The sequence below is a fragment of the Streptomyces beigongshangae genome (assembly GCF_019710745.1).
GTDB classification, from domain to species: Bacteria; Actinomycetota; Actinomycetes; order Streptomycetales; family Streptomycetaceae; genus Streptomyces; species Streptomyces beigongshangae.
Genome location: NZ_JAHKJW010000014.1, coordinates 79,959 through 106,453 on the forward strand (window position 1 = coordinate 79,959; position 26,495 = coordinate 106,453).

The following is a 26,495-nucleotide window of genomic DNA, read 5'->3' on the forward strand; positions in this document are numbered from 1 at the left end:
CGGAGGAGGCGAGGGGCGGGAGGCCGAAGGAGCGGGGCACCGCTCCCGCCCGGACGGACGAACGGGCGGACGCGCCCGTCACCACATGAACTGCCCGCCGTCCACGACGAGTTTCTGACCCGTCATGTACGCGCTGTTCGGGCCGACGAGGAATTCGAGGGCGTTCGCGATCTCCTCCGGGTCGGCGATCCGCCGCTGCGGTACCTCGTCGAGCATCGCGCGCCGGGCGTCCGGATCGTTCAGGTCGAACCGTTCGACCAGTTCCTCGGTCTCGGTGTTGCCGGGGATCAGGCAGTTGACCCGGATGCGCGGAGCCAGTTCGAGAGCGAGGCATTTGGTCAGCTGGAGCAGTCCCGCCTTGCTCGCGCAGTAGTTGGCGCCGTCGCGGCGGGGGCGGATGCCCGTGGTGGCGCCGACGTTGACGATCGTCGAGTCGGTGCCGGCGGCCACCATCGCCGGGGCGAGCGCCCGGGTCAGATAGAAGACACCGGAGAGATTGGTGTCGACGACCCGCCGCCAGTCGTCGTGGCTCATCTGCAGGAACGGACGGTCGGCGTTCGTCCCGGCGTTGTTGACCAGCACGGCCGGCGGCCCGTGCTCCGCCAGCAGCGCATTCGCCACCCCGACCACCGAGTCCCCGTCGGACAGATCCACCCGTACGGCGTTCAGCCCGGGACCCAGCTCCCGCACCGCCGCGCGCGCACCGTCCTCGTCGGACCGGTACAGCGCGCTCACCCGGTAGCCCAGCTTCACCAGACGCCGGCTGAAGGCGAGGCCGATCCCGCGGGTACCGCCGCTGACGACGGCCACCGCAGGCCGGTCCTCCGCTGCCGTCGCCGTCGTTCCTGTCACCGCTGTCACCGCTGTCACCGCCCGTCCTGGTTCCGGAACGCGTGGACGGCCTGGGCCAACCGGGGAAGGTGCGCGGGCTCGAAGACGTCGTAGTGTCCGGCGTCGAGGCGGACCAGTTCCAGGTCCGGCGCGAGTTCCCGCCAGCGCCGTACGGCCGCCTCCCGGCCGCCCTCGTCGTACGGGGAGCACACGAGGAGCAGCAGCCTGCCCGGGTACCTTGACTCGGTCGCGTAGTGGGTGAGGGCGGCGGCCTGCGCCGCGAAGGTACGCTCCATCCTGCCGACGGTTTCCGCGTCGGCCGCCGGGCCGAGATCGCTCACCATCCTGCTCCTCAGCCACTCGTCCTCGCCCGGTTCGGGCACCCGGGGCAGCGGAGAGCTGTCGATGATCACGAGGTCCGGCCGGTGGCCGTCCTCGGCCAGCCCGGCGCAGACCTCCCAGGCCACGAGGCCGCCGAGTGACCAGCCGATCACCAACCGCGGGACCGCCGCCTCGACCATGCCGAGTACCGACTCGGCCATGTCCGCGACCGTCGACTCCGGCTCCTCGCCCGGGACCAGTCCCGAAGGCCGTACGAAGTCCACGGAGTGGGTCCTGCCGAGCTCCGAGGCCAGCCGCAGGTAGGGGGTGAGTCCGCCGCCGGCCCCGGGCAGGATCAGGCACCCCGGACGGCCCCTGCCCCGGGCCATCGTGACGAGGCGGCCGGCCGCCGCCGCGGCCGTCATGACCGGGCCTCCGCTCCGGCGGTGCCGGCACCGGGCCCGTCCTCGGCGTCCTCGGCGTCCTCGGCCAGGCTCGCCCGTACGAGGGCGGCGAGGGTCGCGATGGTGGGCGACCGGAAGAACTCGGTCACCGGGACCGTCGTGCCGTACTCCTCCTCGATCCCGGCGAGGGCCGTGAAGATGTTCAGGGAGTGGGCCCCGTAGTGAATCAGGGACCGGTCGCGGGCGATGCCGTCGGTCCTCAGGATCGTCGACCAGACGGCGGCCAGTCCGCGCTCCAGGTCGCAGGCGTACTCGACCGCGGTGGTGGCCGCCTCCGTCCTGCGCTCGGTGATGAGCCGGTCCGCCAGGGCGACCAGGGCGTCCCGGTCGGTCTTGCCGGTGCGCGAGGTCGGTACGCGGTCGGTGTCGAAGATCCAGGACGGTGCCATGTACGACGGCAGCGCCACGGCGATCCGGGCCCGGAGCAGCGCGTGATCGGGACCGGCGCCGGGTTCCGCGACGAGGAAGAGGACCAGTTCGCGGTCGGCCCCGCGTCCTCTCGCCACCGCGACGGACTGCCGCACACCGGCCGTGGCGTTGGCGACCGCCTCGATCTCGCCCAGCTCCACCCGGTGACCGCGGATCTTCGTCTGGCCGTCCTGCCGGCCGAGGAAGACCAGGGTCCCGTCGGCGTCCCGCACCACCTGGTCACCCGTGCGGTACACGCGCGAGGTGCCGTCGCCGGAGAACCGGTCGGGCAGGAAACTCGCCGCGGTCCGTCCGGCGTCGAGATAGCCCTCCGCGGGGCTGACCCCGCCGAGGAGGAGCTCACCGGGTACGCCGACGGGTGCGAGGTGGCCCGTCCCGTCGACCACGTACGCCGCCACCCCGGGCAACGGGCGGCCGATCGGCACGTGGGCGGGCCACCGCGCGTCGCCGCCCCGCAGCTCGTGCACCGTGGCGGCGTTGGTCTCGGTGGGGCCGTACAGATTGACGAGCACGCACTCCGGGTGGCTGACGAGGAACCGGCGGATCCCGTCGTCCACGAGGAGCTGTTCACCGGAGACGCACAGGCGCCGCAGAGCGGGGAAGCGGGTCGAGGTGTGCTCGGCGGCCTGGACGAACGGGCGGAGGGCCGCCACCGGCAGGAAGACATGACTGACCCGGGTCTCCTCGACACGCCGGACCAGCGCCGGGAAGTCCCGCCGGTCGGCCGGCCCACGGGAGACGACGGTGCCGCCCGAGGCGAGGGTCGGGACGATCTCCTGGAAGGAGACGTCGAAGCCGAGGGGCGCGTACTGGAGGAAGCGCGTCGACGTGTCGTGCTCCATGGCGTCGATCTGCCACGCGGCCAGGTTCAGCAGGGGCCGGTGGCCCATCACCACCCCCTTGGGGACGCCGCTCGATCCCGAGGTGAACATCAGGTACACCGCCGAGTCGGCCGAGCCGCCCGGGGCGCGGGGGCCGTCACCGGGGGCGGCGAGTCCGGACAGGCCGGTGGTGCGCGTACCGGGGAGGTCGAGGCCGTGGCCGACGACCAGGCGGCAGCCCGCCCGGTCGACCATGTGGGCGAGGCGTTCCGGCGGCAGCCCCGGGTCCAGCGGCAGGTAGGCGGCACCGCAGCGCAGGATCGCGAGCATCGCGGTCACGGCGTCGCCCAGTCCGGTCAGGGCCAGGCCGACCACCTGCCCCGGCGTGACGCCCTGCCGGGCCAGTCCCTCGGCGGTCCGTTCGGCGGCGGCCAGGAGTTCGCCGTAGCTCAGGTTCCGCGCCGGCTCCTCGACGGCGATCGCGTCGGGCGTACGGCGGGCGGCCCGCTCGATCCACTCCGCGAGCCCGCGGGCCGGAGCCGGTACCTGACGGCCGGCCTCCGCCGACCCGGCCGCGGCGCCCGCGGGGCCGTCCTCGGTGACCGAGTCGGTGAACAGGTCGGCCAGCGGACGGGTGCCGTCGGCGAGCGTGCGACGCAGCGCCGTGCGCAGCGACGCGAGCAGCGCGTCGGCGACCGCCTCCGTCAGCAGCTGCCGGTCGTACTCCAGCTCCAGCAGCCACCGGCCCGCCACCTTCGTGGCACCGAGCCACAGGTCGAACTTGGCCGTCCCGTTGCCCGGTTCCCGCACCCCGAGGACAGCGCCGCCGGTTTTCCCGTCGAAGGTGTCCTGCATCGCGAGCATGCAGGAGAACAGGGGATTGCGGTTGCTGGTGCGGTCCTGCCCGACCGCCGCCACGAGCTGGTTGAGCGTGACGGCGACCCTGGCACGGCAGTGGTCGACGGCCTCCCGGACGGTCCCGGCGATGTGCTCGTCCACCGCGCGCGACCAGTCCACGTCGACCGTGACCGGCAGGGTGTTGACGAAGAAGCCGCACAGCTCGTACGAGCGGACGGTGCGCCTGGCCGACAGGGGACTGCCGATCGAGACCGTGGACACACCGCCGTGCCGGGCGAGCACGGCCCCGTAGACGGCGCTCAACAGGACGAAGGGCGTGACGGAGAGCCGCTTGCAGGTCTCCTGGACATCGGCCGTCTCCCGCTCGCTGAGCAGCCACGAAAGACGCGCACCGGAGAAATCGGTCTCCTCGGGCCGCCCCGGCAGGGGGTTCAGCACGAGCGGCGGTACGTCACGCAACCGCTCGGCCCACGCCTTGACGTGCTCGGCCGTCTCCGGCGATCCGGAGGCCCGGTTCTGCGCATCGAGTTCCCGCACGAAGGCCGCTTCGCGTGCCTCCCGCAGCGTCTCGACGTCCTCCGCGGTGAGTTCCCCGGTCAGCGCGGCTTCCAGGTCGCCGATGAGCGGCCCCGCCGAGACGCCGTCCCCGATGAGGTGATGGCCGCACAGCAGAAGGGCGGCGGCGGAGCCGTCGGTGGCGCGTACGTGTCCGAATCGGTAGGCCGGCCCCGCCGCGAGGTCGAACGGGCGTCGCCCGAGCCGCCCGGCCAGGCCCTCGGCAGCCGCGGCGTACTCGTCCGGCGGTACGTCCACCCGCTCGAACGGCACCTGTCCCGGCTCCGGTGCGGGGGTGAACCTGGCATGCATCCTCGGCAGGTGGCCGAAGACCTGGCGCAGCGCCGGCTGGATCGTCACCAGTACCGCGAGGGCCTGGTCGACGGCCTGGTCGGCGAGTTGCGGATCGAGATCGAACCGCATGATCTGGTTGTAGATCTCGCGGGTCGGCACCCTGCTGTCGACGACGAGCAGGCCCTTCTGGGAATCGGTGAGCGGAAGGAGCGCGGAGTCCGCCGTGCCGGGGGTCCCGGTGCTCTTCAGCATGCGGCACCGGTGCCGTTCATGCCGTTCGTGTCGTTCGTGGTGTCCGTGTCGTTCGGGAGCAGGCCGGCGAGCCAGCCCTTGAGGTCACCGACCGTCCGTAGGTCGGCCAGTCCCGCGGCGTCGATCTCCGCGTCCTCGTCGGCGACCTCGACAGCGAGGCGCAGGAGCGACAGCGACTCCAGACCGGCCTCCTGGATCGATGTGGAGTCACCGAAGTCGGCCGTGGCATAGCGCGCGATCGTCGAATCAAGGTCGGGCGGTGTGGTCAGCACGTTGTCTCCACCTCATGCCGATGGCTCGTACGCCGGGCGTGGGTCCGCCCGGGCAGCGGGTGACGGCGGGCGTGACCCGCGTGGAGGCTCCGCGCGGGCGCTCACGACGCCTTGACGGCGATTGTCGCGAGCCGAGGTGTTCTCCCGATGTGCTGCCGATGCGCCCACCCTTCGACGAGGGCCGACGAGGGCCGCCGCGGGTTGTCGTGCGCCGACCGGTGGGCCCACCGGTCGGCCGTCACGGCGGACGGCACCGCGCGTGGCGAGCCGCCCCGGCCGTCAGGGGGCCGATATCCGCGCCTCGACCTCGGTGAGCACCTTCGGGGTGAAGACCCGGAGGAAGGGCACGATGACCACTGCCGCGGCCAGGGCGAAGAGACCGAACGTCACCCGGTACCCCAGCCACTGGGCGAGCGCTCCCGACACCGCGGCACCGACGGGGATGGAGCCCCAGGAGAAGAGCCGGGCGGCGGCGCTGTAGCGGCCCATCAACTCGGCACCCACCAGGGCCTGGCTGATGCTGCGGGAGTTGACCGCCCACAGCGTGCCCCCCATGCCACCGAGGAACGCCGCCGCCCCGATCGCCCAGACGTTGCTGGTCACCGCCGGGACGGCGACCATGGAAGCGGAGAAGAAGACGTTCCCGAACATGACCCACCGCCGGCCGAGGAGCCGGTTGGCGAGGCCGACGCTCATCGTGCCCACGACACCGCCGACGCCCAGCGCCCCCACGAGCATGCCGTAACGGTCCGCCCCCAGGCCCAGCTCCTCCGTCGCCACCAGCGGCATGAGGGCGAACCAGGCGGCCCAGCAGGTGACGAGTCCGGTGACCGACAGCGAGAGCATCCGCAGCAGCCGCTGGTTCCACAGGAACCGCAGGCCCTCGCCTATCTGCTGGTGGACGGTCGGCGTCCCCTGCCCGGACTGCCGTGGAACCCGGAACCGCCCCACCAGGAACGGCAGGATGAGGATGGCCAACGCGTATCCGCCGATGGTCGCGCCGAGCGCGAGGGAGGCGCTCGCGGCGACGAGGATGCCGCCGACGAACGGCCCGGCGAACTCGTTGCACAGTGTCTCCGCCGCCGTCACCCAGGTGTTGGCGCGCTCGCGGCCGGCCGGTGACACGGCGGTCGGCACCAGCGCCGCGGCGGACGTCAGGGCTATCACCTCGGCGACACCGAGGACCAGCCCGCCCCCGTAGAGCAGGGGGAGGTCGATCACGTCGGTCGCCACGGCGGCGAAGAGACCGAGCGCCGCGGTCATGCGCATGGTGTTGGCCAGCCACAGGAGCCTGCGGCGATCGGACCGGTCGACCAGTACGCCCACGTGCAGCGCGACCAGCAGCCACGGCAGGGTCAGGGTGAGCAGCACGCCCGAGACCAGGGCGGGTGAGTCGGTCAGCGAGGTGGCGACGAGAGGGAGCGCCACCTTGGTGATGCCGTCGGTCAGGTTGGTCACGGCGGTGAACGACACCAGCACCCATGTGTTGCGCGTGCTGGTGTCGTCCGGGGGCGGGGGTACCTGCGGGGACCTGCCCGGCGACGTGGAGCGGGAGACCGTGGGCCCTGTCATGAGAGCTCCCCTCCCCACGTCCACCCCGTGGCCGGGACGCGCAGCGCGACATCGGACACGTCCTGGGCAGACGGGTCCTGAACAGTTCTGAGCATGCGACGAGTATGTGCACCGGTACGGCGGGCCTGATCGATTATGCGCCAGTACCCGTCCCGGCACAGCGAGTTGCGAAGCCGACAACCGGTGGTGAATCGGCAGCACATCGGGAGAACACCACCCCGGGCAACCATCTCCCCTTGGAAACGGCCACCGCCGAGGTGCAGGCGAGGAGACCATGCGGGATGACATCAGCGACGGCACCGGCAACCGGGTCGTCATCAAGGTCGGAACTTCGTCCCTGATCACTCGGGGGAAGGTGGACCCCGTCAAGCTCGACGCCCTCTGCGCGACGGTGTCGAAGGGGATCGAGGCCGGTCTGGCACCGGTGCTCGTCACCTCGGGGGCCATCGCACTGGGCCGGACGAAGCACAGCGCTCTGGCACAGGACACGGCGGAGGCCGCACAGACCGCGGCGGCGCTCGGCCAGGGAGTGCTGTACGCCGCGCTCCAGGCCCGGTTCGCCGCGTACGGCCTGGAGACCGGGCAGATCCTGCTGACCCCGCACGATCTCGTCGCGCCGGAACGCGGTGGTGGCGTCCGTCGAACGCTCGACCTGATGCGGACGCTCGGCGCGGTGCCCGTGGTCAACGAGAACGACGCGCTGGGCGTGCGCAACAACGACGTACTGGCGGCTCTGCTCAGCGGGTACGTCGGGGCGCGGCTGCTGCTGCTGCTCACCAACGTGGCCGGCCTCTACGACGGCAACCCGCTGCTCGGTCGGGACGCCGTGCGCATCACCGAGGTGACGGGACCGATCTCCGAGGTCGAGGCGGTGGCCGGCGGTTCCACCGGGGACGGCGGCACCGGCGGCATGCTCGTGAAACTGAGCGCCTGCTGGATCGCCACGCACGCCGGGGTCCGCACCGTGGTGGCCGATGCGACGGACCCCGCGGCCCTGGCCGCGGCCTTCCGGGGCGACGAGGTGGCGGGGACCGTCTTCCCACCGCGCACGTCCCGCTCCGTCGCACCTGGCCTCGGACGCCTGTGGCGCGCGTTCCGCAACCCCCCGAGCGGGTCCGTGGTCTGCGACGCCGCAGGGCAGCGGGCCATCGAATCGGGCCGGGCCCTGCTCGGCGGGAACATCGAGGCGGTCAAGGGGTCGTTCGGCAGCGGCGACGTCGTGGACGTCGCCGGCCCGGACTCCCGGGTGATCGCCCGCGGCAGCGTCCTGATCGGCTCGGCGGAGGCCGGGTCCGCCGCCCGGTCCGCCTCGGCATTCCTCAACGACTGTGACTACGTACGGATTTCTGGAGGCCAGTTGTGTCGGTAACTGTGTCGGTAACCGAGATCTGCCGCGCTGCCGCGGAGGCGTCCGCCTCCGTCAAGCAGTTGACCACGGCCCGGAAGGACCAGGTCCTGCTGGACATGGCGGCCGCCGTCGAGCGCCACCGGGACGCGATCGCCAAGGCGAACGAGCAGGACGTCGGGGCCGCCCGCGCGGCCGGCGTCACCCCCACCCTCGTGGACCGTCTGACCCTCACCGAGAGCCGAATGGCCGGTCTGGTGAAGGCCATCCACAAGGTGGCCTCGCTCGCGGACCCGGTCGGTGAGGTCGTCAAGGGCTGGACCCGCCCCAACGGGCTGCTGGTCGAGCAGGTGCGGGAGCCGCTGGGCGTCATCGCCGTGATCTACGAGGCGCGGCCCAACGTCACGGCGGAGGTCGCGGCGCTCTGCCTGAAGACCGGCAACTGCGCGGTGCTGCGCGGCTCGTCCATGGCCACGGCCACCAACGCCGCGATCATGGCGGCCCTGGCGGAGGCCGTCGCCGAGCACGACGAGGTGCCCGCCGCGGCCGTCCAGCTGATATCCGACCCGTCCCGTGAAGCCGCCATGGAACTCATGCGGGCCAAGGGGTACGTCGATCTGCTGGTCCCGCGGGGCGGCCCGGAGCTGATCGCCTCCGTCGAGCGGAACGCCACCGTACCCACGGTGATCGACGGCGCCGGCAACTGCCACACCTACATCGACGCCACCGCCGACCTGGACATCGCGACCGCGGTGACGGTCAACGCGAAGACCTCCCGGCCCAGCGTGTGCAACGCGATGGAGACCCTGCTGGTCCACGCGGATCTGGCGGAGTCCTGGCTGCCCGGCGCCCTTGAGCTGCTGACCGAGGCGGGCGTGGAGATCCGCGGCGACGAGACCGTGCGCCGGGTCTGGCCGAAGGCGGTCGCCGCGACCGAGGAGGACTGGGGCACCGAGTACCTGCGGCTCGTGCTCGCGGTCAAGGTCGTTCCCGATGCCGGCGGCGCCATCGCGCACATCCGCCGGTGGGGCACGTCCAACGCGGAGGGCATCGTGGCCAAGGACATCGACGTGGCGCGGCGCTTCACCCGGGAGGTCGACTCCGGCAGCGTCTTCGTCAACACCTCCACCCGCTACTCCGACGGCGGGGAGTTCGGTTACGGCGTCGAGATCGGCGTCTCCACCCAGAAGCTGCACGTACGGGGGCCCATGGGCCTGGACGCGCTCACCACCGTGAAGAACGTGGTGTGGGGCAGCGGTCAGACGAGGACCCTGTGAGGGGGGAACGGCCGCGCACCTCCCTGCTGATGGAGGACATCGGCCAGGCCCTGTCGGTCCAGTACAACAACCTCGTCTACGACATGAAGGCCACCGGGCAGGACATCATCACCCTCTCCCTCGGCGAGGCGTTCTTCGACCTGCCGCTGCCGGAGTTCGGCGGGCTCACGACGCCAGCCCTGCACCACTACTCGCACTCCCGGGGAGTGCCGGAGCTGCGGCGGCTGCTGGCCAAGTACTACGAGACCAAGTTCGCGCTCCCGGTGGACCCGGACACCGAGATGATCGTCACCGCCGGATCGAAGGCCGCCATCTACATGACGCTCATGGCCGTCCTCGACCCCGGCGACCAGGTGATCGTGCCGGAGCCGTACTGGCTGAGCTACCCGGCGCAGATCCGTATGTGCCGCGGCGAGCCGGTGATGGTCCCCCACGACGTGCCGGTCCTCGACTTCGAGCGGTTCGTCACCGCGCGCACCCGTGCCGTCATCATCAACAACCCCAACAACCCGAGCGGGCACGTCTACACCCGGGCCGAGCTGGAGCACCTGCACGAACTGGCCGACCGGCACGGACTCCTGCTGATCGTCGACGAGGCGTACAACGAGTTCATGCCGCCGGGCACCGGGTTCCTCGCGGCCGGGGCGCTCGACCCGGACAAGGAGCACACGGTCACGGTCAACTCGATGTCGAAGAACTACGGCGTCTCGGGCTGGCGGATCGGCTACCTCATCGCCGACCAGCGGCTCACCGACGAGGTCCTGAAGATCAACCAGCACCTGGTCACCTGTGCGCCGACCCTTCTGGCCGCCTATCTCGCCGAACACTTCGACGACCTGCTGGACATCACCAGACCGCAGATCCGGCGCACCGTCGCACTGCGCAACCGCGTCGGGGCCTGGTTCGCGGACAACGGCATCGACACCCTCCCCGGCACGTCGACGTTCTACCTCTTCGCCTCCCTGGGAGATTCCACCCTCGACTCCACCGGGTTCGCCGGCCGGCTGCTGAAGGAGAACGCGATCAGCGTGGTGCCCGGTATCGGGTACGGGGACTCGTGCGACCGCTACATCCGGGTCTCGGTGGGCAGCGAGTCCGAGGACCGCGTCACCCGCGGCGTGACCGCGATCCGCGACCTCGTCGAGGCCACCACCCCCGCCCGCCTGCCCGCCCGCCCGGGCCCGGCGTAGACCGCCGGCCCGGAGGGCCGGACACGGGGTGCGCCCCGGACGGACGTGAGTCCGTCCGGGGCGCAGGACCCTGTATCAGGGGGCCACCGCGCGCCCCGTCTGCGGGGAGATCCTTCCGGCGCACAGGCCCCGCGCGGACAGGTTCTGGGCTATGCGTGGGATCGCCGCGCGGGAGTTGGCGGACCAGTCGTGCATGAGGATGGTCTGGCCGTTGTTGAGCCGCCCGGCGGCCTGCACGACGGCGTCCGTGCTCGCGTTGTTCCAGTCCTGGGAGTCCACGTCCCAGATGATCTCGGTCAGACCGTACCTGGCCGCGACGGCCCGCACCGTCGAGTTGGTCTCGCCGTACGGCGGCCGGAACAGCTGTGGTGTACCGCCGCCCGCCGCCGCGATCGCCTGCTGGGTCCGGGAGATCTCCGAGTCGATCTGCGCCTGGCCGAGCTGGGTCAGATGCGGGTGCGTGTAGCTGTGGTTGCCGACCCACATACCGGCGTTGACCTGTGCCCGCACCTGGGACGGGTTGGCGGCGGCGTACTGGCCCTGGTTGAACATCGTGGCCCGCAGTCCGTTCCGGGTCAGCGCGTCGAGCAGGGCCGGTGTGCTGCCGGAGGGGCCGTCGTCGAAGGTGAGGCCGACGTATCCGTTGCAGGCGGCCGCCCGTGCCGGAGCCGCGTTGGCGGTGAGCGTGCCCGCGGTGGCCAGCGCGACGACGGCGAGCGCCGTCGTCACGCGGCGCGACAGGTGGCGTGTCCGGGTGATGTCGGTCATCCCGACACCGTGATGTTGGAGTTGCCGCTGCTCTGGTAGCCCTCGGTCGCGAGGATCATGTAGTACCTGAAGTCGCCGAGGGGCATCCCCGCGCGCGTCCAGGCGTCGAAGTGGTTGCCGGTGGTGATGGTGCCGCCGGTCCTCTTCGACTGCCGGACGCTCCAGTACTGGTTGAAGGTCCTCGTGCCCTCGACGGACGGGGCGTTGTACCGCGTCGTCTGGTAGAGGTCGTACGTGCCGCCGTCGCTGGTGACGTTGCCCTTGTACGTTCCGGTGGGCCGCCAGCTGCCCCAGCTGTCGACGACGTAGTACTCGACCAGCGGGTTGGACGTCCACCCGTAGAGGCACAGGTAGGCGTTGCCGGACGGGTTGAAGGAGCCCGAGTAGCGCACGGTCCTGCGGCTGCCGTTGCTCCAGCCCTTGCCCGCGACGAAGTTCCCGGTGTTCCTCCAGGTGGTGCCGTAGCTGCCGCCGGAGGCCAGGTTCATGGAGACCGTGCCCTGCGCGTCGGTCCAGAACGAGTAGTAGTAGCCGTTGTTGGTGCCGGTCTGGTTCGTGGTGATGACCGTGTCGGCACGGGCCGTGCCGGGCAGGGCCAGGGCGGCCCCGGCGCCCAGCAGCAGGGCGCATGCCTGCCGGCGGCTCGGCTGTGCGGGTGTGAGGTTCATGTGCGGGTCTCCTCCGTCTTCCGCGGGCGGGGTGTGGTCGAACAGTTTTGACCTGGCCCCGTCAAGCGTCAATAGTTTCGCCCATGATTACGAAACATTCGTGGAGGGTGGGACGTTCGGTGATGGCTTAGTGGCTGGTCAGATGCGTCTTTGTGAGGTCCGGCGGGGGAGTCTTGGTGATGTTCGTTCGGAGGAGATCAAGAGAGGAGGGTCAATCTTCGAATGTTTCGAAGTTCTTGCGGAGCGAAGAGGGTGCGAAGGGAGCGCGGAGGGAGGTGTGGAGGGGGCGCGGAGGGGGGCCGGCGGACGCGCGGTCAGCCGAGGGGTTTCTCCCTGGCGGCCAGGGTCTCCAGGACCGGCCCGTACATGCGGGACTTGATCGTGCCGAGCGTCGGTCCGGCCTTGCCGGCCTGCGCCTTGGCCAGTTCGAGCGCCGTCGTGCGTACGGCGTCCTCGGCCACCGCGTGGTCGACGAGCCCGGCGGCCAGGGCGTCCTCGCCCCCGTAGCGGCGGGCCGTGACCATCGCCTCGTGCGCCGTGCGCGGGGTCAGCCGGGACTGGATCAGCGCGGACATGCCCGGGGTGAAGGGGATGTCGATGTCGGCCTCGGGTAGGCACCAGTAACCGCGGTCGGCACGCATCACCCTGAAGTCGTGGGCCAGGGAGAACATCGCCCCGGCCGCGAAGGTGTGGCCCTGCAGCGCGGCCACGGTGACCATGGGCAGGGAGAGCGTCCGCGCGAACAGCGCGTGGACTTCGGCGGCGTAGTCCTCGTACTGGTCGGCGTGGCCGAACAGCCAGTCCAGGTCCAGGCCGTTGGAGTAGAACTTGCCGGTGGCGGTGGTCACCAGGGCGCGTGGTCCCTGCGCCTTCTCGACCTCGTCCAGCGCGGCGTTCGCCGAGGCGAGCCAGTCCGGGTGGAAGCGGTTCTCGTCGTCCCCGAGGTCGAGGACGAAGACGTCGTCCTGGCGGTCGAGTGTCGGCATGGTGACTCCTTCGTTAGGTTACCTGTGGGTAACTTATGGTGCCCGACGTCGGCCGTGCAAGGGGTCCGGACCCGAACCCCCTCATCCGCCGTACCGGCCCTCCGCCGCACTGGCCGGTTTCCGTCTCCACCTCGTGGGAGCGCTTCCACGAAAGTCATGGGCATGCCATGCAGCACCGTGCGGCCGGCCCCGCCGCGCGGCGCTGCCGCACCGCGCCACCCCCACAGCCGTGATCCGAAGGGACGGACATGTCCGCCACCGGCAGCAACACCATGACGAGGCCCTCGTGCACGAGACGGTCAGGTACGCGTACGGGGCTCGCAGTGCTCCTCGGAGTGCTCGTGTCCCTGCTCGCGGCGCTCCTCCTCGGGGCACCCGGAGCCGTCGCCCGCGAGGCGGCCGGAGAGGTTCCCGGGACCGCGAGTCTCCGGGCGGAGGTTCCCCGGGCGGCGCTCACCGAGGTCACCGGCTTCGGCAGCAACCCCAGCAACCTCCAGATGTACCTCTACGTACCGGACAGCGTCACCGCGAACCCCGCCGTCGTGGTGGCCGTCCACTACTGCACGGGCTCCGGGCCCGCGATGTACTCCGGTACCGAGTACGCCTCGCTCGCCGACCGCTACGGGTTCATCGTCGTCTACCCGTCCGTCACCCGCGCCAGCAAGTGCTTCGACGTCTCCTCGCCCCAGGCGCTGACCCGGGGCGGCGGCAGCGACCCGGTCGGCATCAAGTCGATGGTCGACTGGGTGATCCGCACGTACTCCGCCGACACCGGCCGGGTCTTCGCCACGGGCATCTCCTCGGGCGCGATGATGACGAACGTCCTGCTGGGCGACTACCCGGACGTGTTCGCGGCGGGCGCCGCGTTCGCCGGCGTGCCGTTCGGCTGCTTCGCCACCACCGACGGTTCCGAGTGGAACAGCGCGTGCAGCGGCGGAACCGTGCTCCGCACCCCGCAGGAGTGGGGCGCCCTGGTGCGCAACGCCTACCCCGGCTACACCGGTCCCCGGCCCCGTATGCAGGTGTGGCACGGCACCGAGGACGACGTGCTGCGCTACCCCAACTTCGGGGAGCAGATCGACCAGTGGACCGACGTGCTGGGGGTCGGCCGGACCCCGGCCGCCACGGACACGCCCCAGTCCGGCTGGACCCGCACCCGTTACGGCGCCACCGGTGACCGGGCCCCCGTCGAGGCGATCAGCCTCCAGGGGGTGGGTCACAACCTGTACGCCAACGGCATGGCGGCCCGGGCCCTGACCTTCTTCGGTCTGGGCGGTTCCGGCCCCGCACCCGAGCCCCAGCCGGGCTCCTGCAAGGTGACCGCCACCACCAGCGCCTGGAGCACGGGGCTGACCGGCTCCGTGACGATCACCAACACCGGCACCACCCGCATCGAGGGCTGGAAGCTGGGCTTCACCCTGCCGTCCGGGCAGAGCATCACCAACGGCTGGGGCGCCGCGTACGCCCCGGCGAGCGGCACGGTGACGGCCACCAACGCCGCGTACAACGGCACGATCGCGGCGAACGCGAGCGTCAGCATCGGCTACCAGGCAGGCCACACCGGGAACAGCTCGGCACCGACCGGCTTCTCCCTCAACGGCACCGTCTGCGGCGTCGGCTGATGGGAAGCCGTCCGAATCCCGATGCCCGCTCCGGCCCTCGTTCCGGCTCCCGTCCCGGCACCCGTTTCCTCACCCGTCTCGTCACCCCGGTCGTCCTCGTCCTGTCCCTCGTCGTGACCGTTTCCGCCGTGGTGGCCCTGGCCGAGGGGCCCCGGCCGGTGGGGGAAAGGCCCCGGCCGGTGGCGGAGGGCGCCGCAGTTCCGGCCGGGCCGGCCGGGCCGTCCGCGCCGCGCTGGGTCAACACCTGGACCGCGATGCCGCAGCTCACCGAACCGGGCAACATGCCGCCCGCGCCGTTCACGGAGGAGGGCGCCGTCCTGGCCGACACCACCCTGCGGCAGACCGTGCGCGTCTCGACCGGTGGCGGGCGCATGCGGCTGCGGTTCTCCAACGCCTTCGGCGACACCCCACTGCCCCTGACCGCGGTGACCGTGGCCCTCCCGCTCGGCGGGCGGGCCGGTGTCGCCGCGGTCGAACCCGGCTCCCTGCGGTCCGTGACCTTCGCCGGACGCGCGTCGGCCACCGTCCCCGTCGGAGCCCAGGTCGTCTCCGACCCGGTGGACTTCCGCCTGCGGCCGGGCTCCAACCTGACGGTGACCGCCTACCTCGCCGAGGGCCAGCCCTCCGGCGCGCTCACCTCGCACCCCGGATCGCGCACCACCTCCTACCTCCAGAAGGCCGACCACACCCGGGACGCCGACCTTCCGCGGGCGACCCCCGTCGACCACTGGTACCTGCTCAGCGACGTCGAGGTGCTCTCCGCTCCCGGCACGGCGGCGGTCGCCGTCCTGGGCGACTCGCTGACCGACGGCCGCGGCTCCACCACCAACGGGAACGACCGCTGGCCGGACCGCCTCCTGGACCGGCTGCACCGGCACCCCGCGACCGGCCGGGTCGCCGTCCTCAACCAGGCCGCGGGCGGCAACCGGGTGCTCGACGACGGGCTGGGCCCCAACGTCCTCGCCCGTCTCGACCGGGACGTCCTGTCGCGCAGCGGCGTCTCCTGGCTCGTCGTCTTCGAGGGGGTCAACGACATCGGGACCGCCGCCGCCACTCCCGCCGCCCAGCGGAGCGTCACGGCCGAACTGATCGCCGCGTACCGGCAGATCGTCGTCCGGGCGCACGCGCAGGGCATCCGGGTGTACGGGGCCACGCTGACCCCGTTCGGCGGCAACACGATGTACGACGATCCGGCCGGGCACCGCGAGGCGTCCCGGCAGGAGGTCAACTCCTGGATCCGCGGGGGCGGTACGGGCGGCGCCGGCGGGGCGAACGGCACCGGCGGCACGGGTGCGAGTGCGCGGTTCGACGGGGTCATCGACTTCGACCGGGCCGTCCGCGATCCGGCGGACCCGCGGCGTCTGCGGGCGACGCTGCACGGCGGGGACGGGCTGCACCTCACCCCGGAGGGCTACCGGACCCTGGCCGCCGCGGTGCCCCTGCGGCTCTTCCGCGGCGGGACCGGCTGAGCGACCGCGCCCGCGTCACGAAGGCGCCCCGGCGACCGTCACCCGGCACGGTCGCCGGAGCGGGCCGGCCGGCCGTCGGGATCGTCGTCGCCCAGGGCGTCCGGACTGCCGTGGCCTACGCGTCGTAGGCCGGGCCCACCTCGTCGGCGAACTCCTCCTGCGTGCCCTCCGACGCGTCCCCCCGCGCACCTCCCTGCGCGTCCTCCTGCGGGCGCCGTACCCGTGCGTACCGCGCGCACAGCACCGCCAGGGTCGCCGCGGCCGTTCCGGCGAGGGCGACCGGCACCATCCAGCCCCGGTCGGCCGTGTGGCCAAGGGCGTGGTCGAGGGAGAGCCGACCGGGGCCCGCGACGGCCAGACCCGCCGCCGTGAGGCCCAGGAAAGCCGCGTGCTCGTAGCCGCCGCTCTGGGCGAAGAAGCCGTTCGGCGCGTGGACCGCGGAGGCTCCCGCCATCGCTCCGGCCGCGGCCGCTCCGGCCGCCGGGGTGGCGAGGCCCAGCGCGAGGAGCGTGCCGCCGCCCGTCTCCGCCAGACCCGCCGCGGCCGCGCTCGCCCGGCCGGGCGCGTACCCCACGGACTCCATGAACTCGCCGGTCCCGGAGAGCCCGCCGCCGCCGAACCAGCCGAAGAGCTTCTGCGCCCCGTGCGCCGCCAGCACCCCGCCCGTGCCGAGGCGGAGCAGCAGCAGTCCCAGATCACGTCGGTCGAAAGAGGTCACGGTTCCCGTCACTCCTCGTGTGTCCGCACCTGTGCGGTTCCTGCCCGTACGGTCCCTTCTGGCGCGTACGGGCCTGCCCACCGTCGCACCGAACGGCCGCCGGAGCCCTGGCTCGCGCCGCCGTTCGGGTGAGAGGAGTGAGTGAGTGAGGAGTGGGTTCGGGTGAGAGGAGCGAGTCGGACGAGAGGGGGCGGACTGTTCGGGCGGCGGCCGTTCCACGCACCGGGCCGTCGTCCCGCGGTCTCCGCGAGGTCCCCCCGCCCGTGCGCCGGGAACGGCCGCCGCCTCCCCCTGGATGTGGCGCAGAAGTCCCCCGGGGTGGCACGGCAGGCCGGTGTTCCCCGTGTGAAGTCCTGGTGGAGGAGAGTCGAGCATAGGCCGACCTGCACCGGTAATGAACCGGATCGACCTCTTCCTCTTGTGTAGATCCTGAAGCCGCGGCCCTGCCCCGGCGCGGGCCGGACTACCCCCGCCCCACGTACGGCATCCCGCTGGCGAGCACCGTCGCGAACTGCACGTTCGCCTCCAGCGGCAACTCCGCCATGTGCCGCACGGTCCGCGCCACGTCCGCGACGTCCATCACGGGCTCGGGCGCCGTCTCCCCGTTCGCCTGGAGTGCTCCCGTCGCCATCCGCTCGGTCATGTCCGTCGCCGCGTTCCCCACGTCGATCTGCCCGCAGGCGATCCGGTACGGGCGCCCGTCCAGCGACAGCGACTTCGTGAGGCCGGTCAGCGCGTGCTTGGTGGCCGTGTACGCCGCCGAGTGCGGCCGGGGCGTGTGCGCCGAGATCGAGCCATTGTTGATGATCCGCCCGCCCTGCGGGTCCTGCTCCTTCATCTGCCGGTAGGCGGCCTGGGCGCACAGGAACGTGCCGTGGAGGTTCGTGCCGACCACGTGCCGCCAGGCGTCGTACGGCAGTTCCTCGAACGGCACGCCTCCGGGGCCGAACGTGCCGGCGTTGTTGAAGAGCAGGTCCAGCCGGCCGAAGCGGTCCCGCACGGCGGCGAAGAGCGCGGCCACGTCCGCGGGCCGCGCGACGTCGGTACGCACGCACAACGACGTGCCGTCCTCCACGTCCGGCTCCCCGTCCCTCCCCGGGGGCTCCCCGGTGAGGGACGCCCGCGCGAGCGCCGCCGTCTCCTCCAGCCGCTCCGCGCGGCGCCCGGCGAGCGCCACCGACCAGCCGGTGCGCACCAGTTCCACGGCCACGGCACGGCCGATCCCCGAACCCGCTCCTGTCACGACCGCGACCCTCGTCCGCTCGGTGTCCATGGCCCCGCAGCGTACGGGAGGGGGGTCGACGGTCCGCCATCCCGCCATATGGAACTCATCCGTCCGACATCCGACTGTTGTGCACCCGACATCCCACCGTCGACCCTGGCCACTCCAATGCCTTGCACAACAACTGTCAGGGGAGGGCCAGATGACACCCGCAGGCCACCAGCAACCGTCGCAGCACGCCCCCGAACTCCGGGCCGCCGCCCGTCGCCTCGGACGCCGCCGCCTCTTCACCGTCACCGCCGCGGCCGCCGCGCTCGCGTTCGCCACCAACCTGCCGACCGCGGGTGCGGCGGGCGCCGCCGAGCTCGACGCGGCGAGGATCACCGACGACCCCTTCACCCTCGGTGTCGCCTCCGGCGACCCGCAGGCCACCTCCGTGCTGCTGTGGACCCGGCTCGCCCCCGCCCCGTACCAGGCCGACTCCGGACTGCCGCCGGAACGCGTCGTCGTACGGTGGGAGCTGGCCCGCGACGAGCGGTTCCGGCACGTCGTCAGACGGGGGGCGGCCATCGCCCACCCCGAGTTCCACCACTCCGTGCACGTCGAGGTCGGGCACCTCGACCCCGACCGGGTCTTCTACTACCGCTTCCGGGCCGGGAGCTGGGTCAGCGAGACCGGCCGTACGCGCACCGCGCCGTCGTCCCGCGCGCGCGTCGACGAGCTGAAGCTGGCCGCGGTGTCCTGCCAGGCGTACCACGAGGGGTACTTCACGGCGTACGGCCATCTCGCCGAGGACGACGTCGACGTGGTCTTCCACGTCGGCGACTACCTCTACGAGTACGCGGTCAACTCCGCGGGCGGTGCCCGCAACTACACCGACCGCGTGCTGCCCGACCTCTTCAACCGGGAGACCGTCACGCTGGAGGACTACCGCCTGCGGTACGCCCTCTACAAGACCGACCCCGACCTGCGGGCCGTGCACGCCGCGCACCCCTTCGTGGTCACCTGGGACGACCACGAGGTGGAGAACAACTACGCGGCCGGCATCCCCGAGAACGACGTACCGCCGGAGGAGTTCCTGCTGCGGCGCGCCGCCGGGTACCGGGCGTACTGGGAGAACCTGCCGCTGCGCCGCCCGCAGCGGCCCGAGGACGACGAGATGCGGCTGTACCGCCGGCTGCACTGGGGCCGGCTCGCGCAGTTCGACATCCTCGACACCCGGCAGTACCGCTCGGACCAGGCGTACGGCGACGGGGCGGACATCCCGGGCCCCGAGACGGACGACCCGGCGCGCACCATCACCGGGGCGCGGCAGGAGCGGTGGCTGATCGACGGCTGGCGTGCGTCGCGGGCGCTGTGGAACGTCGTCCCGCAGCAGGTCATCTTCTCCCAGCGGAAGTTCGACCTGGCCGCGGCCTCCAGGGTGTCGATGGACGCGTGGGACGGCTACCGGGCCTCGCGGGGGAGGGTGCTGGCCGGGGCGAAGTCGGCCGGTGTCGACAACCTGATGGTGCTCACCGGGGACGTCCACGTCGCGTACGCCTTCGACATCAAGGACGACTTCGACGACCCCGGGTCCCGGACGCTCGGTACGGAGATCGTGACGACGTCCATCACCAGCGGGCGGGACGGGGTGGAGCGGCCCGCGAACTGGGACACGTACATGCGGGCCAACCCGCATCTGAAGTTCTACGACGGGCGGCGCGGCTACACGACGGTGCGGCTCGGGCGGGAGGCGGCGCGGGCGGACTACAAGACGGTGACCGCCGTGACCACGCCCGGGGCCGCGATCACGACCGCGGCGTCGTTCGTGACGGAGGTGGGGGATCAGGGGCTGAAGCCGGCGTAGGGCTCCGCCCGGGCTGCGGTGCGGGGCTCCGCCCGGGTGGTGACGTGGGGGCGCGGGGGCGTCGTCGGGTGCGGCGCCGTCGTGGCCGGTCGCGCAGTTCCCCGCGCCCCCGAAAGACCCCTGGGGACCACCCGGGCCTGTGGGGTCAGGCAGTTTCCTGGGGGTAGGCGACGCCCACCTGGGCCCGTACCGCGTCGAGCGTGCGCATGACCGCCAGCGTGCCGTCCAGGGGGACCAGGGGGGACTCCGTCTCGCCGGCCCGGAGGCAGCGCATCACCTCGACGGCCTCGTGCCGCAGGCCCGCCCGGGTGCCGTCCTCCGGGCTGGTGGTGTACTCCTGCGGATCGCGGCCGTCGCGGTGCAGGACGAAGCTGTCCGAGTGGAAGAAGCCGTGCGGGATGTCGATGCGGCCCTCGGAGCCGGTGACCGAGGCGCCGGTCGGCGTGCCGCCCACCAGCGAGCAGTGCAGCGAGGCGAGGGCGCCGCCCCCGTAGGAGAGCAGCATGCCCGTCTGGAGGTCGACGCCCTCCTCGGAGAGCACCGCCGTCGCCGTCACGCCGGCGGGCTCACCGAGCAGCAGCTGGGCGAACGACACCGGGTAGACGCCCAGGTCGAGGAGCGCCCCGCCGCCCTGCGCCGGATCGCGCAGCCGGTGGGTGGGAGGGAACGGCCCGGAGAGGCCGAAGTCGGCCTGGACCGTGCGGACCTCGCCGATCGCCCCGTCCTCGACCAGTTCCTTGAGCTGCCGGGTCAGCGGGTTGCAGTACATCCACATGGCCTCCATCAGGAAGCTCCCGCGCTCCCTCGCGAGGCCGACCAGTTCCCCGGCCTCGCGCGCGTTCAGCGTGAACGCCTTCTCGCACAGCACGTTGCGCCCCGCCTCCAGGCAGAGCCCGGCCGCCGCCCGGTGCGCCGAGTGCGGAGTCGCCACGTACACGACGTCCACGTCCTCGTCCGCCGCGAGGGACTCCCAGTCGCCGTACGCCCGCGGAATCCCGAACCGCTCCGCGAACCCCTTCGCCGACTCCGCGGTGCGCGACGCCACCGCCACCACCTCGGCGTCCGGCAGATCGATCAGATCCGCGGTGAACGCCGCAGCGATCCCACCGGTCGCCAGCACGCCCCACCGCACACGTTCCTCAGCCATCCCGAATCCCTCGTTCCGTGTTCCGTGCCTTCGACCGCCTGTACGGGATCACCTGTACGAGCTGAGAGCATAGGTGGCGGATTCCAGGAACAGGGAGGGGCACATGCCCGAGCGTGGCCGCACCGTGCGGCAACAGGACGGCGCGATCGCCGCCGCGGCGGCGCCGATACCACCGGTGTCACCGGTATCGCAGGTACCGCTGTCTCAGGTACCACCGGTGCCACCCGCGGGGACCCGCCGCTCCGTCGGCCTCCTGGTCACGCTCATCCTGGGCGGGCTGACCGCCGTACCGCCGCTGTCCATGGACATGTACCTCCCGGCGCTCCCGGAGGTCACCGACGCGCTGCACGCGTCCGCGGCCACCGTGCAGCTGACGCTGACCGCGTGCCTCGCCGGCATGGCGCTCGGGCAGCTGGTCGTCGGGCCGATGAGCGACAGGTGGGGCCGCCGCCGGCCGCTGATCGCCGGGCTGCTCGTCTACATCCTCGCCACCGCGGTCTGCGCCGTCGCGCCCACGATCGAGCTCCTCGTCGCCTTCCGGCTGCTCCAGGGGCTCGCGGGCGCCGCCGGGATCGTCATCGCACGGGCCGTCGTCCGCGACCTGTACGACGGCGTGGCCATGGCGCGGTTCTTCTCCACGCTCATGCTGATCTCCGGGGTCGCGCCGATCGTCGCTCCGCTCATCGGCGGGCAGGTGCTGCGGATCACCGACTGGCGGGGCGTCTTCCACGTCCTGACCGTCATCGGGATCGTGCTGACCGCCGTCGTCTGGCGGTTCCTGCCCGAGACGCTCCCGCCCGCGCGGCGGCACGACGGCGGCACCCTCGAAGCCCTGCGCACCATGCGCGGACTGCTCGCCGACCGCGTCTTCACCGGCTACATGCTGGCGGGCGGCTTCGCGTTCGCGGCGCTCTTCGCGTACATCTCCGCCTCGCCGTTCGTGATCCAGGAGATCTACGGCGCCTCCCCGCAGACGTACAGCATCCTCTTCGGCGTCAACTCCGTCGGCCTGGTGATCGTCGGCCAGATCAACGGCAAGGTCCTCGTCGGCCGGGTCAGCCTGGACAAGGTGCTCGCGGTCGGCCTCGCGGTCATCACCCTCGCGTCGGCCGCGCTGCTCCTGATGTCCGCGGGGGCGTTCGGCGAGGTGGGCCTGGTGCCGATCGCCGTCGGGCTGTTCGTCCTCATGTCGGCGATGAGCCTGTGCATGCCCAACACCAACGCGCTCGCCCTCATGCGCACCCGGCACTCCGCGGGGTCCGCCTCCGCCCTGCTCGGCACCTCCTCCTTCCTCGTCGGCGCGATCGCCACCCCCCTGGTGGGTGTCGCGGGGGAGCACACCGCCGTCCCGATGGCCGTCGTCCAGCTCGTGTGTTCACTGGTGGCCGCCGGCTGCTTCACGGCACTGTGCCGTCCCTGGCGGAATCAGGCGGACGTGTTGACGGACGCGTTGACGGAGGCGAAGGGAGCGGGGAGCTGAGCGCACCGAGACTGCGCCCCGGCACGCCGGAGCGTGCCGGACTCGATCCCGGGGAACTCGACTGCCTCGTACGGGAGTTCCGCCGGCTCACCGACGGGGACCAGCCCTGGGCCGCGGGCGCCGTCCTGGTCGCCGGGCGCGGACCCGTGATCGCCGTCGAGGAGGCGGCGGGCTGGGCGGTGCGCTACCGCGCCTACGACGAGGAGACGGACACGGGGGTGGAACTGCCGCGCGGCGAACGGGTGCCGGCGACGACGCGCACGCCCTTCGACCTGGCGTCCCTCACGAAGCTCTTCACGAGCGTCGCGGCCGTCCAGCAGCTGGAGCGCGGCACGCTGGGCATCGACGCGCGGGTGGGGGCGTACCTGCCGGGCTTCACCGCCGCCGAGCACGGCATCACCGTGCGGCACCTGCTCACCCACACCTCCGGGCTGCCGCCCGAGCTCCCGCTGTACGACTGCCCCGACGACCGGGCGCGGTTCGCGCTCCTGCGGGCCGGGAAACCGGTGACGGCGCCGGGCCGGGCGTACGGCTACTCGGACCTCAACATGCTCCTCCTCCAGCAGGTCCTCGAACGGATCACCCGGCGCCCGCTGGACGTCCTGGTCCGGGACGGCATCACCCGGCCGCTCGGCATGACCGCCACCGGCTTCGGGCCCTGCCCGGACGCGGCCGCCACGGAGGACCAGCGACGGCCCTGGGCCAAGGCGGACCGGGGGATGCTGCGGGGCACGGTCCACGACGAGAACGCGTGGGCGCTCGGCGGGGTCGCCGGCCACGCGGGCCTCTTCTCCACGGCCGGCGACCTGGCGGTCTTCTGCCGCACCCTGCTGGCGGGCGGTTCGTACGGCACCGCCCGCATCCTCGGCCCCGACCACGTCGCGCTCCTCCTCTCCCCGCCCGGCCTCGGCTTCGCCCTGGACCGGCCGTGGTTCATGGGCGCCCTCGCCGGCGGCGGGGCCGCGGGCCACACGGGCTTCACGGGTACGTCGCTGGTGCTGGACCCGTCGACGGACACGTTCCTGGTGCTGCTGGCGAACACGGTCCACCCGCGCCGCCGCCCCCCGGACAGCGTCCCGCGGGCGGCGGCGGCCACCCGGCTGGCCCGGGCGGTCCGCGCGGTCCGGAGGGCGTGAGGAGGCGGAGCGCGGTGGTGGACGGGGGCGCCGCGCCGCGGGACCTCCCCCCGGAGGCCGTCGCAGAGGCTTCCCCCGGAGGCCGCCGCGCGGCACCGCGGGTCCGCCGCCCTCGTAGACTTCCCGCGTGACCTCCCCCGTTTCCCCAGCCGAGACCCTGCGCGCGGCCCTCGCGGGGCTGCTCGACGGACTGCCGCCGAAGGCGGCCGCGCAGGCCGTCGACCGGCTGATCGCCACCTACCGGGGGACCACCCCGACCGACGCGCCGATCCTGCGCGACCGCGCGGACGTGGCCGCGTACGCCGCCTACCGGATGCCCGCCACCTTCGAGGCCGTACGGGCCGCGCTGGACGCCTTCGCGGACGTCGTGCCGCAGTGGGTGCCGGACAGCCACGTCGACGTGGGCGGCGGCACGGGCGCGGCGACCTGGGCCGTGAACGCCACCTGGCCCGGGAAGCGGCCGGTGACCGTCCTCGACTGGGCCGACCCCGCGCTCGCCCTCGGCCGCGAACTGGCCGCGGCCAACCCGCTGCTGGAGTCCACCGAGTGGCGGCGCTCCCGTTTCGGGGCGGAACTCACCCTCGGCAGCACCGATCTCGTCACCGTGTCGTACGTGCTCGGCGAGCTGACCGGGGCGGACCGTGCCGCGGTCGTGGACGCCGCCGCTGCCGCCGCACGGACGGTCGTGATCGTCGAACCCGGTACGCCCGACGGGTACGCCCGCGTCATCGGCGCCCGCGACCGGCTCATCGGCGCCGGCTTCCACGTCGCCGCGCCCTGTCCGCACAGCGCCGCCTGCCCCCTCGTCCCCGGCGAGGACTGGTGCCACTTCTCGGCGAGGGTGAGCCGCTCCTCCCTGCACCGGCAGGTCAAGGGGGGTTCACTGGCGTACGAGGACGAGAAGTTCAGCTACGTCGCGGCGACGCGGTTCCCGGTCGCGCCGGTGGCGTCGCGGGTCGTACGGCGGCCGCAGATCCGCAAGGGGCAGGTGCTCCTCGACCTGTGCGGGACGGGGGAGCGGCTGGACCGCTCGACGGTGACCAAGCGGCACGGGGCCCTGTACCGGGCGGCCCGGGACGCGTCCTGGGGTGACGCGTGGCCTCCGCCCCCGCCCTCGGAGTAGGCGCCGCCCCCGCCCCCGGAGCAGGCGCCGCCCTCCGTCCGGCGAGACGTATCGTCTTGTCGGCCTGATAGCGTCGGCGCATGGCTCCCGACTCCACCCGCCGCAGCGCGAAGTCCCGCCGCGCGATCTACGACGCCGCCCTCGCCCTCGTGGGCGAGGTCGGCTACCCGAAGACGACCATCGAGGGCATCGCGGCCCGCGCCGGCGTCGGCAAGCAGACGATCTACCGCTGGTGGTCGTCGAAGGCCGAGGTCCTCATGGAGGCATTCGTCGACCTGAGCGCCCAGGCGGCGGAGGCGGCCGGGGGCGCGGCCGACGGGGACGCGGCCCACGGAGACGGGGCCGGCGGGGACGGCATCCCCGACACCGGTGACCTGGAGGCCGATCTCAAGGCGGTGCTGCGGGCCACCGTCGACGAGCTCAACGACCCCCGCTACGAGGCCCCGGCCCGCGCGCTCGCCGCCGAGGGCGTGGGCAACCCCGCCTTCGCCGAGGAGTTCGTCGCCACGCTGCTCATGCCGTCCCTGGAGCTGTACGTGAAGCGCCTGCGCGCCGCCCAGGACGCGGGCCAGGTGCGCGCGGAGGTGGACCCGTACATCGCACGCGACCTGTTCGTCTCGCCCCTCGCCCAGCGCTGGCTGCAACGCACCGGACCGCTCGACCACACCTACGCGGACAGGCTCGTCGAGTACGCCCTCCACGGCATCGCCCCCCGCTGACCCGACCGGCACGTGACCGGCCGGCACGTGACCGACCGGCGTGCGACCACCCGGCGTGTGACCAAGGTGACACCGTGGACGGACACATCACGGCAAAGCGGATGATGGCAGCCGATCGGTGTTCCGGACGGGCATCGCCCCGCGTACCCCGGATGTGGGCTCCGGTCCCACGGGGCGCAGGATGGTGGGACCATGAGTCGTCGGGACCATGGGCCATGCTGTCCGCACGAGCTGTCCGCACGAGTCAGACAAGGGGATCGATGAGCGCAGAGACGGGTCGCCGCTCCGGTGGGCAGGGCAGGATCTCCCAGTGGCTGCGCGGCAGACGCCCGCGGCCGGACGCCGCGGACGACTCCGCGAGCCGTGAGGAGCTGCTGCTGGCCGCCGCGGGAGCCGGGCTGCCGCTCGCGCCCGCCGCCCATCCCTCCGCCTACCGGTGCTCCTGCGACCGCGTCGGGTGTCCCACCCCCGCGCGCCACCCCGTCTCCTTCGCCTGGCAGACGCAGTCCACGACCGACCGGTCGCAGATCGAGCGGTGGGCCCGGCACCAGCCGCTGGCCAACTTCATCACCGCGACCGGCATGGTGCACGACGTGCTGGACGTGCCGGTGGAGGCGGGCCAGGAGGCGCTGGACCGGCTGCTGGCCTCCGGGATCGAGGTCGGACCCGTCGCCCTGTCCGGGAACGACCGGATGCTCTTCTTCACCGCCACGCGGGGTACGCCCGAGGACGAGGACGAGTGGTGGCCGTGCGAGCTGGACTGCCATCCCGAGACGATGGACGAGCACCCGGGGCTGCGGTGGCACTGCCGGGGGTCCTACGTGCTGGTGCCGCCGGCACGGTTGCCGGGGGACCTGGTGGTGGAGTGGGTGCGGGGGCCCGAGTTCGCCCTGCCGGATCCGTTGTCGCTGCTCGAAGTGCTCACGGACGAATGCGCGCGGTACGCGGGGGGAGAGCGGGAGCAGGCTGCGGCCTGGCCGTTGCGGGGGTGACTCCGGCGGGGGCGGTTCCCGGTCCGCGGGTGGGCTCCTCGGGTGCGGGTGCGGGTGGCCGAGGGCTGGTCGCGCCGTTCCCCGCGCCCCTAAAAGATTGCGCCGTTCCCCGCGC

Annotated in this window: 21 protein-coding genes and 1 pseudogene; 11 read left to right on the forward strand and 11 right to left on the reverse strand. The window is 72.7% G+C overall.

Features of this window, described 5'->3' with window-relative positions:
* Positions 1–78 precede the first annotated feature (78 nt).
* The 5 genes from KM933_RS13525 to KM933_RS13545 all read right to left on the reverse strand — a co-directional run bounded on the left by KM933_RS13525 (position 79) and on the right by KM933_RS13545 (position 6,669).
* Entirely contained in the window at positions 79–870 is a 792-nt protein-coding gene (locus KM933_RS13525; protein WP_308013372.1) for an SDR family NAD(P)-dependent oxidoreductase, read from the reverse strand.
* A complete protein-coding gene (locus KM933_RS13530; protein ID WP_221351704.1) occupies positions 867–1,577 on the reverse strand; it encodes an alpha/beta fold hydrolase in 711 nt (236 codons plus the stop codon). Before KM933_RS13530 ends, KM933_RS13525 begins: the two co-directional genes overlap by 4 nt.
* Positions 1,574–4,825 (reverse strand): non-ribosomal peptide synthetase, encoded by a 3,252-nt coding sequence (locus tag KM933_RS13535; protein WP_221351706.1) that lies wholly within the window; start codon positions 4,823–4,825, stop codon positions 1,574–1,576. The genes KM933_RS13530 and KM933_RS13535 overlap by 4 nt, the downstream gene beginning before the upstream one ends.
* Positions 4,819–5,097, reverse strand: coding sequence for a phosphopantetheine-binding protein (locus KM933_RS13540; RefSeq protein ID WP_221351708.1), 279 nt, complete (start codon positions 5,095–5,097; stop codon positions 4,819–4,821). Before KM933_RS13540 ends, KM933_RS13535 begins: the two co-directional genes overlap by 7 nt.
* A gap of 279 nt (positions 5,098–5,376) precedes the next feature.
* On the reverse strand, positions 5,377–6,669 hold the full coding sequence (locus KM933_RS13545; RefSeq protein ID WP_221351710.1) for an MFS transporter: 1,293 nt from the start codon (positions 6,667–6,669) through the stop codon (positions 5,377–5,379).
* 274 nt (positions 6,670–6,943) lie between these two features.
* Here KM933_RS13545 and proB point away from each other — a divergent pair, with 274 nt between their 5' ends.
* Genes proB through KM933_RS13560 form a run of 3 tightly spaced genes read left to right on the forward strand, consistent with a single transcriptional unit; the run spans position 6,944 to position 10,481 of the window.
* A complete protein-coding gene (proB, locus tag KM933_RS13550; protein ID WP_221351712.1) occupies positions 6,944–8,038 on the forward strand; it encodes a glutamate 5-kinase in 1,095 nt (364 codons plus the stop codon).
* Positions 8,029–9,291, forward strand: a complete 1,263-nt coding sequence (locus KM933_RS13555; protein WP_308013373.1) for a glutamate-5-semialdehyde dehydrogenase — start codon at positions 8,029–8,031, stop codon at positions 9,289–9,291. Before proB ends, KM933_RS13555 begins: the two co-directional genes overlap by 10 nt.
* Positions 9,288–10,481 (forward strand): pyridoxal phosphate-dependent aminotransferase, encoded by a 1,194-nt coding sequence (locus KM933_RS13560; RefSeq protein WP_221351714.1) that lies wholly within the window; start codon positions 9,288–9,290, stop codon positions 10,479–10,481. Before KM933_RS13555 ends, KM933_RS13560 begins: the two co-directional genes overlap by 4 nt.
* Before the next feature lie 78 nt (positions 10,482–10,559).
* Here the strand turns inward: KM933_RS13560 and KM933_RS13565 are convergent.
* The 3 genes and pseudogenes from KM933_RS13565 to KM933_RS13575 all read right to left on the reverse strand — a co-directional run.
* Positions 10,560–11,249, reverse strand: a pseudogene (locus KM933_RS13565) (polysaccharide deacetylase family protein); the annotation flags it as partial.
* Entirely contained in the window at positions 11,246–11,917 is a 672-nt protein-coding gene (locus tag KM933_RS13570) for a glycoside hydrolase family 11 protein (RefSeq protein WP_260333488.1), read from the reverse strand. The gene KM933_RS13570 and the pseudogene KM933_RS13565, both read right to left, overlap by 4 nt.
* A 314-nt stretch (positions 11,918–12,231) precedes the next feature.
* Positions 12,232–12,903 carry an enoyl-CoA hydratase-related protein gene (locus KM933_RS13575; RefSeq protein ID WP_221351736.1) on the reverse strand — a complete coding sequence of 224 codons (672 nt, stop codon included), beginning with the start codon at positions 12,901–12,903 and terminating at the stop codon, positions 12,232–12,234.
* 272 nt (positions 12,904–13,175) lie between these two features.
* Between KM933_RS13575 and KM933_RS13580 the strand changes: the two genes are divergently transcribed.
* The gene (locus tag KM933_RS13580; protein WP_221351892.1) at positions 13,176–14,525 is read left to right on the forward strand and encodes an extracellular catalytic domain type 1 short-chain-length polyhydroxyalkanoate depolymerase; all 1,350 of its coding nucleotides are present in this window, start codon (positions 13,176–13,178) and stop codon (positions 14,523–14,525) included.
* Positions 14,525–15,994 carry an SGNH/GDSL hydrolase family protein gene (locus tag KM933_RS13585; protein ID WP_221351738.1) on the forward strand — a complete coding sequence of 490 codons (1,470 nt, stop codon included), beginning with the start codon at positions 14,525–14,527 and terminating at the stop codon, positions 15,992–15,994. Before KM933_RS13580 ends, KM933_RS13585 begins: the two co-directional genes overlap by 1 nt.
* 115 nt (positions 15,995–16,109) lie before the next feature.
* Here the strand turns inward: KM933_RS13585 and KM933_RS13590 are convergent, their stop codons facing one another.
* Together KM933_RS13590 and KM933_RS13595 are read right to left on the reverse strand one after the other, a co-directional pair.
* Entirely contained in the window at positions 16,110–16,712 is a 603-nt protein-coding gene (locus KM933_RS13590) for a DoxX family protein (protein WP_221351740.1), read from the reverse strand.
* A 463-nt stretch (positions 16,713–17,175) separates the two neighbouring features.
* On the reverse strand, positions 17,176–17,985 hold the full coding sequence (locus KM933_RS13595; RefSeq protein ID WP_221351742.1) for an SDR family oxidoreductase: 810 nt from the start codon (positions 17,983–17,985) through the stop codon (positions 17,176–17,178).
* 151 nt (positions 17,986–18,136) lie between these two features.
* Between KM933_RS13595 and KM933_RS13600 the strand changes: the two genes are divergently transcribed.
* Positions 18,137–19,783 (forward strand): alkaline phosphatase D family protein, encoded by a 1,647-nt coding sequence (locus KM933_RS13600; protein ID WP_221351743.1) that lies wholly within the window; start codon positions 18,137–18,139, stop codon positions 19,781–19,783.
* 145 nt (positions 19,784–19,928) lie between these two features.
* On the opposite strand, the gene KM933_RS13605 is transcribed toward KM933_RS13600, so the two are convergent.
* The gene (locus KM933_RS13605; protein WP_221351745.1) at positions 19,929–20,930 is read right to left on the reverse strand and encodes a Gfo/Idh/MocA family protein; all 1,002 of its coding nucleotides are present in this window, start codon (positions 20,928–20,930) and stop codon (positions 19,929–19,931) included.
* 103 nt (positions 20,931–21,033) lie between these two features.
* On the opposite strand from KM933_RS13605, the gene KM933_RS13610 reads away from it, so the two are divergent.
* The 5 genes from KM933_RS13610 to KM933_RS13630 all read left to right on the forward strand — a co-directional run bounded on the left by KM933_RS13610 (position 21,034) and on the right by KM933_RS13630 (position 26,380).
* Positions 21,034–22,410, forward strand: coding sequence for a Bcr/CflA family multidrug efflux MFS transporter (locus tag KM933_RS13610; RefSeq protein WP_221351747.1), 1,377 nt, complete (start codon positions 21,034–21,036; stop codon positions 22,408–22,410).
* On the forward strand, positions 22,338–23,546 hold the full coding sequence (locus KM933_RS13615) for a serine hydrolase domain-containing protein (protein WP_430727309.1): 1,209 nt from the start codon (positions 22,338–22,340) through the stop codon (positions 23,544–23,546). The genes KM933_RS13610 and KM933_RS13615 overlap by 73 nt, the downstream gene beginning before the upstream one ends.
* Positions 23,547–23,673: 127 nt before the next feature.
* A complete protein-coding gene (locus KM933_RS13620; protein ID WP_221351749.1) occupies positions 23,674–24,669 on the forward strand; it encodes a small ribosomal subunit Rsm22 family protein in 996 nt (331 codons plus the stop codon).
* Between the two features lie 80 nt (positions 24,670–24,749).
* On the forward strand, positions 24,750–25,388 hold the full coding sequence (locus KM933_RS13625; RefSeq protein ID WP_221351751.1) for a TetR/AcrR family transcriptional regulator: 639 nt from the start codon (positions 24,750–24,752) through the stop codon (positions 25,386–25,388).
* Between the two features lie 260 nt (positions 25,389–25,648).
* Positions 25,649–26,380, forward strand: coding sequence for a bifunctional DNA primase/polymerase (locus KM933_RS13630; protein WP_221351753.1), 732 nt, complete (start codon positions 25,649–25,651; stop codon positions 26,378–26,380).
* Positions 26,381–26,495 lie beyond the last annotated feature (115 nt).

What these genes read in the sequence shown, in the direction of transcription:
- KM933_RS13530 (WP_221351704.1), bottom strand. Translation starts at nt 1,577, where the DNA reads ATGACGGCCGCGGCGGCGGCCGGCCGCCTCGTCACGATGGCCCGGGGC.
- KM933_RS13535 (WP_221351706.1), bottom strand. Translation starts at nt 4,825, where the DNA reads ATGCTGAAGAGCACCGGGACCCCCGGCACGGCGGACTCCGCGCTCCTT.
- KM933_RS13545 (WP_221351710.1), bottom strand. Translation starts at nt 6,669, where the DNA reads ATGACAGGGCCCACGGTCTCCCGCTCCACGTCGCCGGGCAGGTCCCCG.
- proB (WP_221351712.1), top strand. Translation starts at nt 6,944, where the DNA reads ATGCGGGATGACATCAGCGACGGCACCGGCAACCGGGTCGTCATCAAG.
- KM933_RS13570 (WP_260333488.1), bottom strand. Translation starts at nt 11,917, where the DNA reads ATGAACCTCACACCCGCACAGCCGAGCCGCCGGCAGGCATGCGCCCTG.
- KM933_RS13575 (WP_221351736.1), bottom strand. Translation starts at nt 12,903, where the DNA reads ATGCCGACACTCGACCGCCAGGACGACGTCTTCGTCCTCGACCTCGGG.
- KM933_RS13580 (WP_221351892.1), top strand. Translation starts at nt 13,176, where the DNA reads ATGACGAGGCCCTCGTGCACGAGACGGTCAGGTACGCGTACGGGGCTC.
- KM933_RS13585 (WP_221351738.1), top strand. Translation starts at nt 14,525, where the DNA reads ATGGGAAGCCGTCCGAATCCCGATGCCCGCTCCGGCCCTCGTTCCGGC.
- KM933_RS13595 (WP_221351742.1), bottom strand. Translation starts at nt 17,985, where the DNA reads ATGGACACCGAGCGGACGAGGGTCGCGGTCGTGACAGGAGCGGGTTCG.
- KM933_RS13600 (WP_221351743.1), top strand. Translation starts at nt 18,137, where the DNA reads ATGACACCCGCAGGCCACCAGCAACCGTCGCAGCACGCCCCCGAACTC.
- KM933_RS13605 (WP_221351745.1), bottom strand. Translation starts at nt 20,930, where the DNA reads ATGGCTGAGGAACGTGTGCGGTGGGGCGTGCTGGCGACCGGTGGGATC.
- KM933_RS13610 (WP_221351747.1), top strand. Translation starts at nt 21,034, where the DNA reads ATGCCCGAGCGTGGCCGCACCGTGCGGCAACAGGACGGCGCGATCGCC.
- KM933_RS13625 (WP_221351751.1), top strand. Translation starts at nt 24,750, where the DNA reads ATGGCTCCCGACTCCACCCGCCGCAGCGCGAAGTCCCGCCGCGCGATC.
- KM933_RS13630 (WP_221351753.1), top strand. Translation starts at nt 25,649, where the DNA reads ATGAGCGCAGAGACGGGTCGCCGCTCCGGTGGGCAGGGCAGGATCTCC.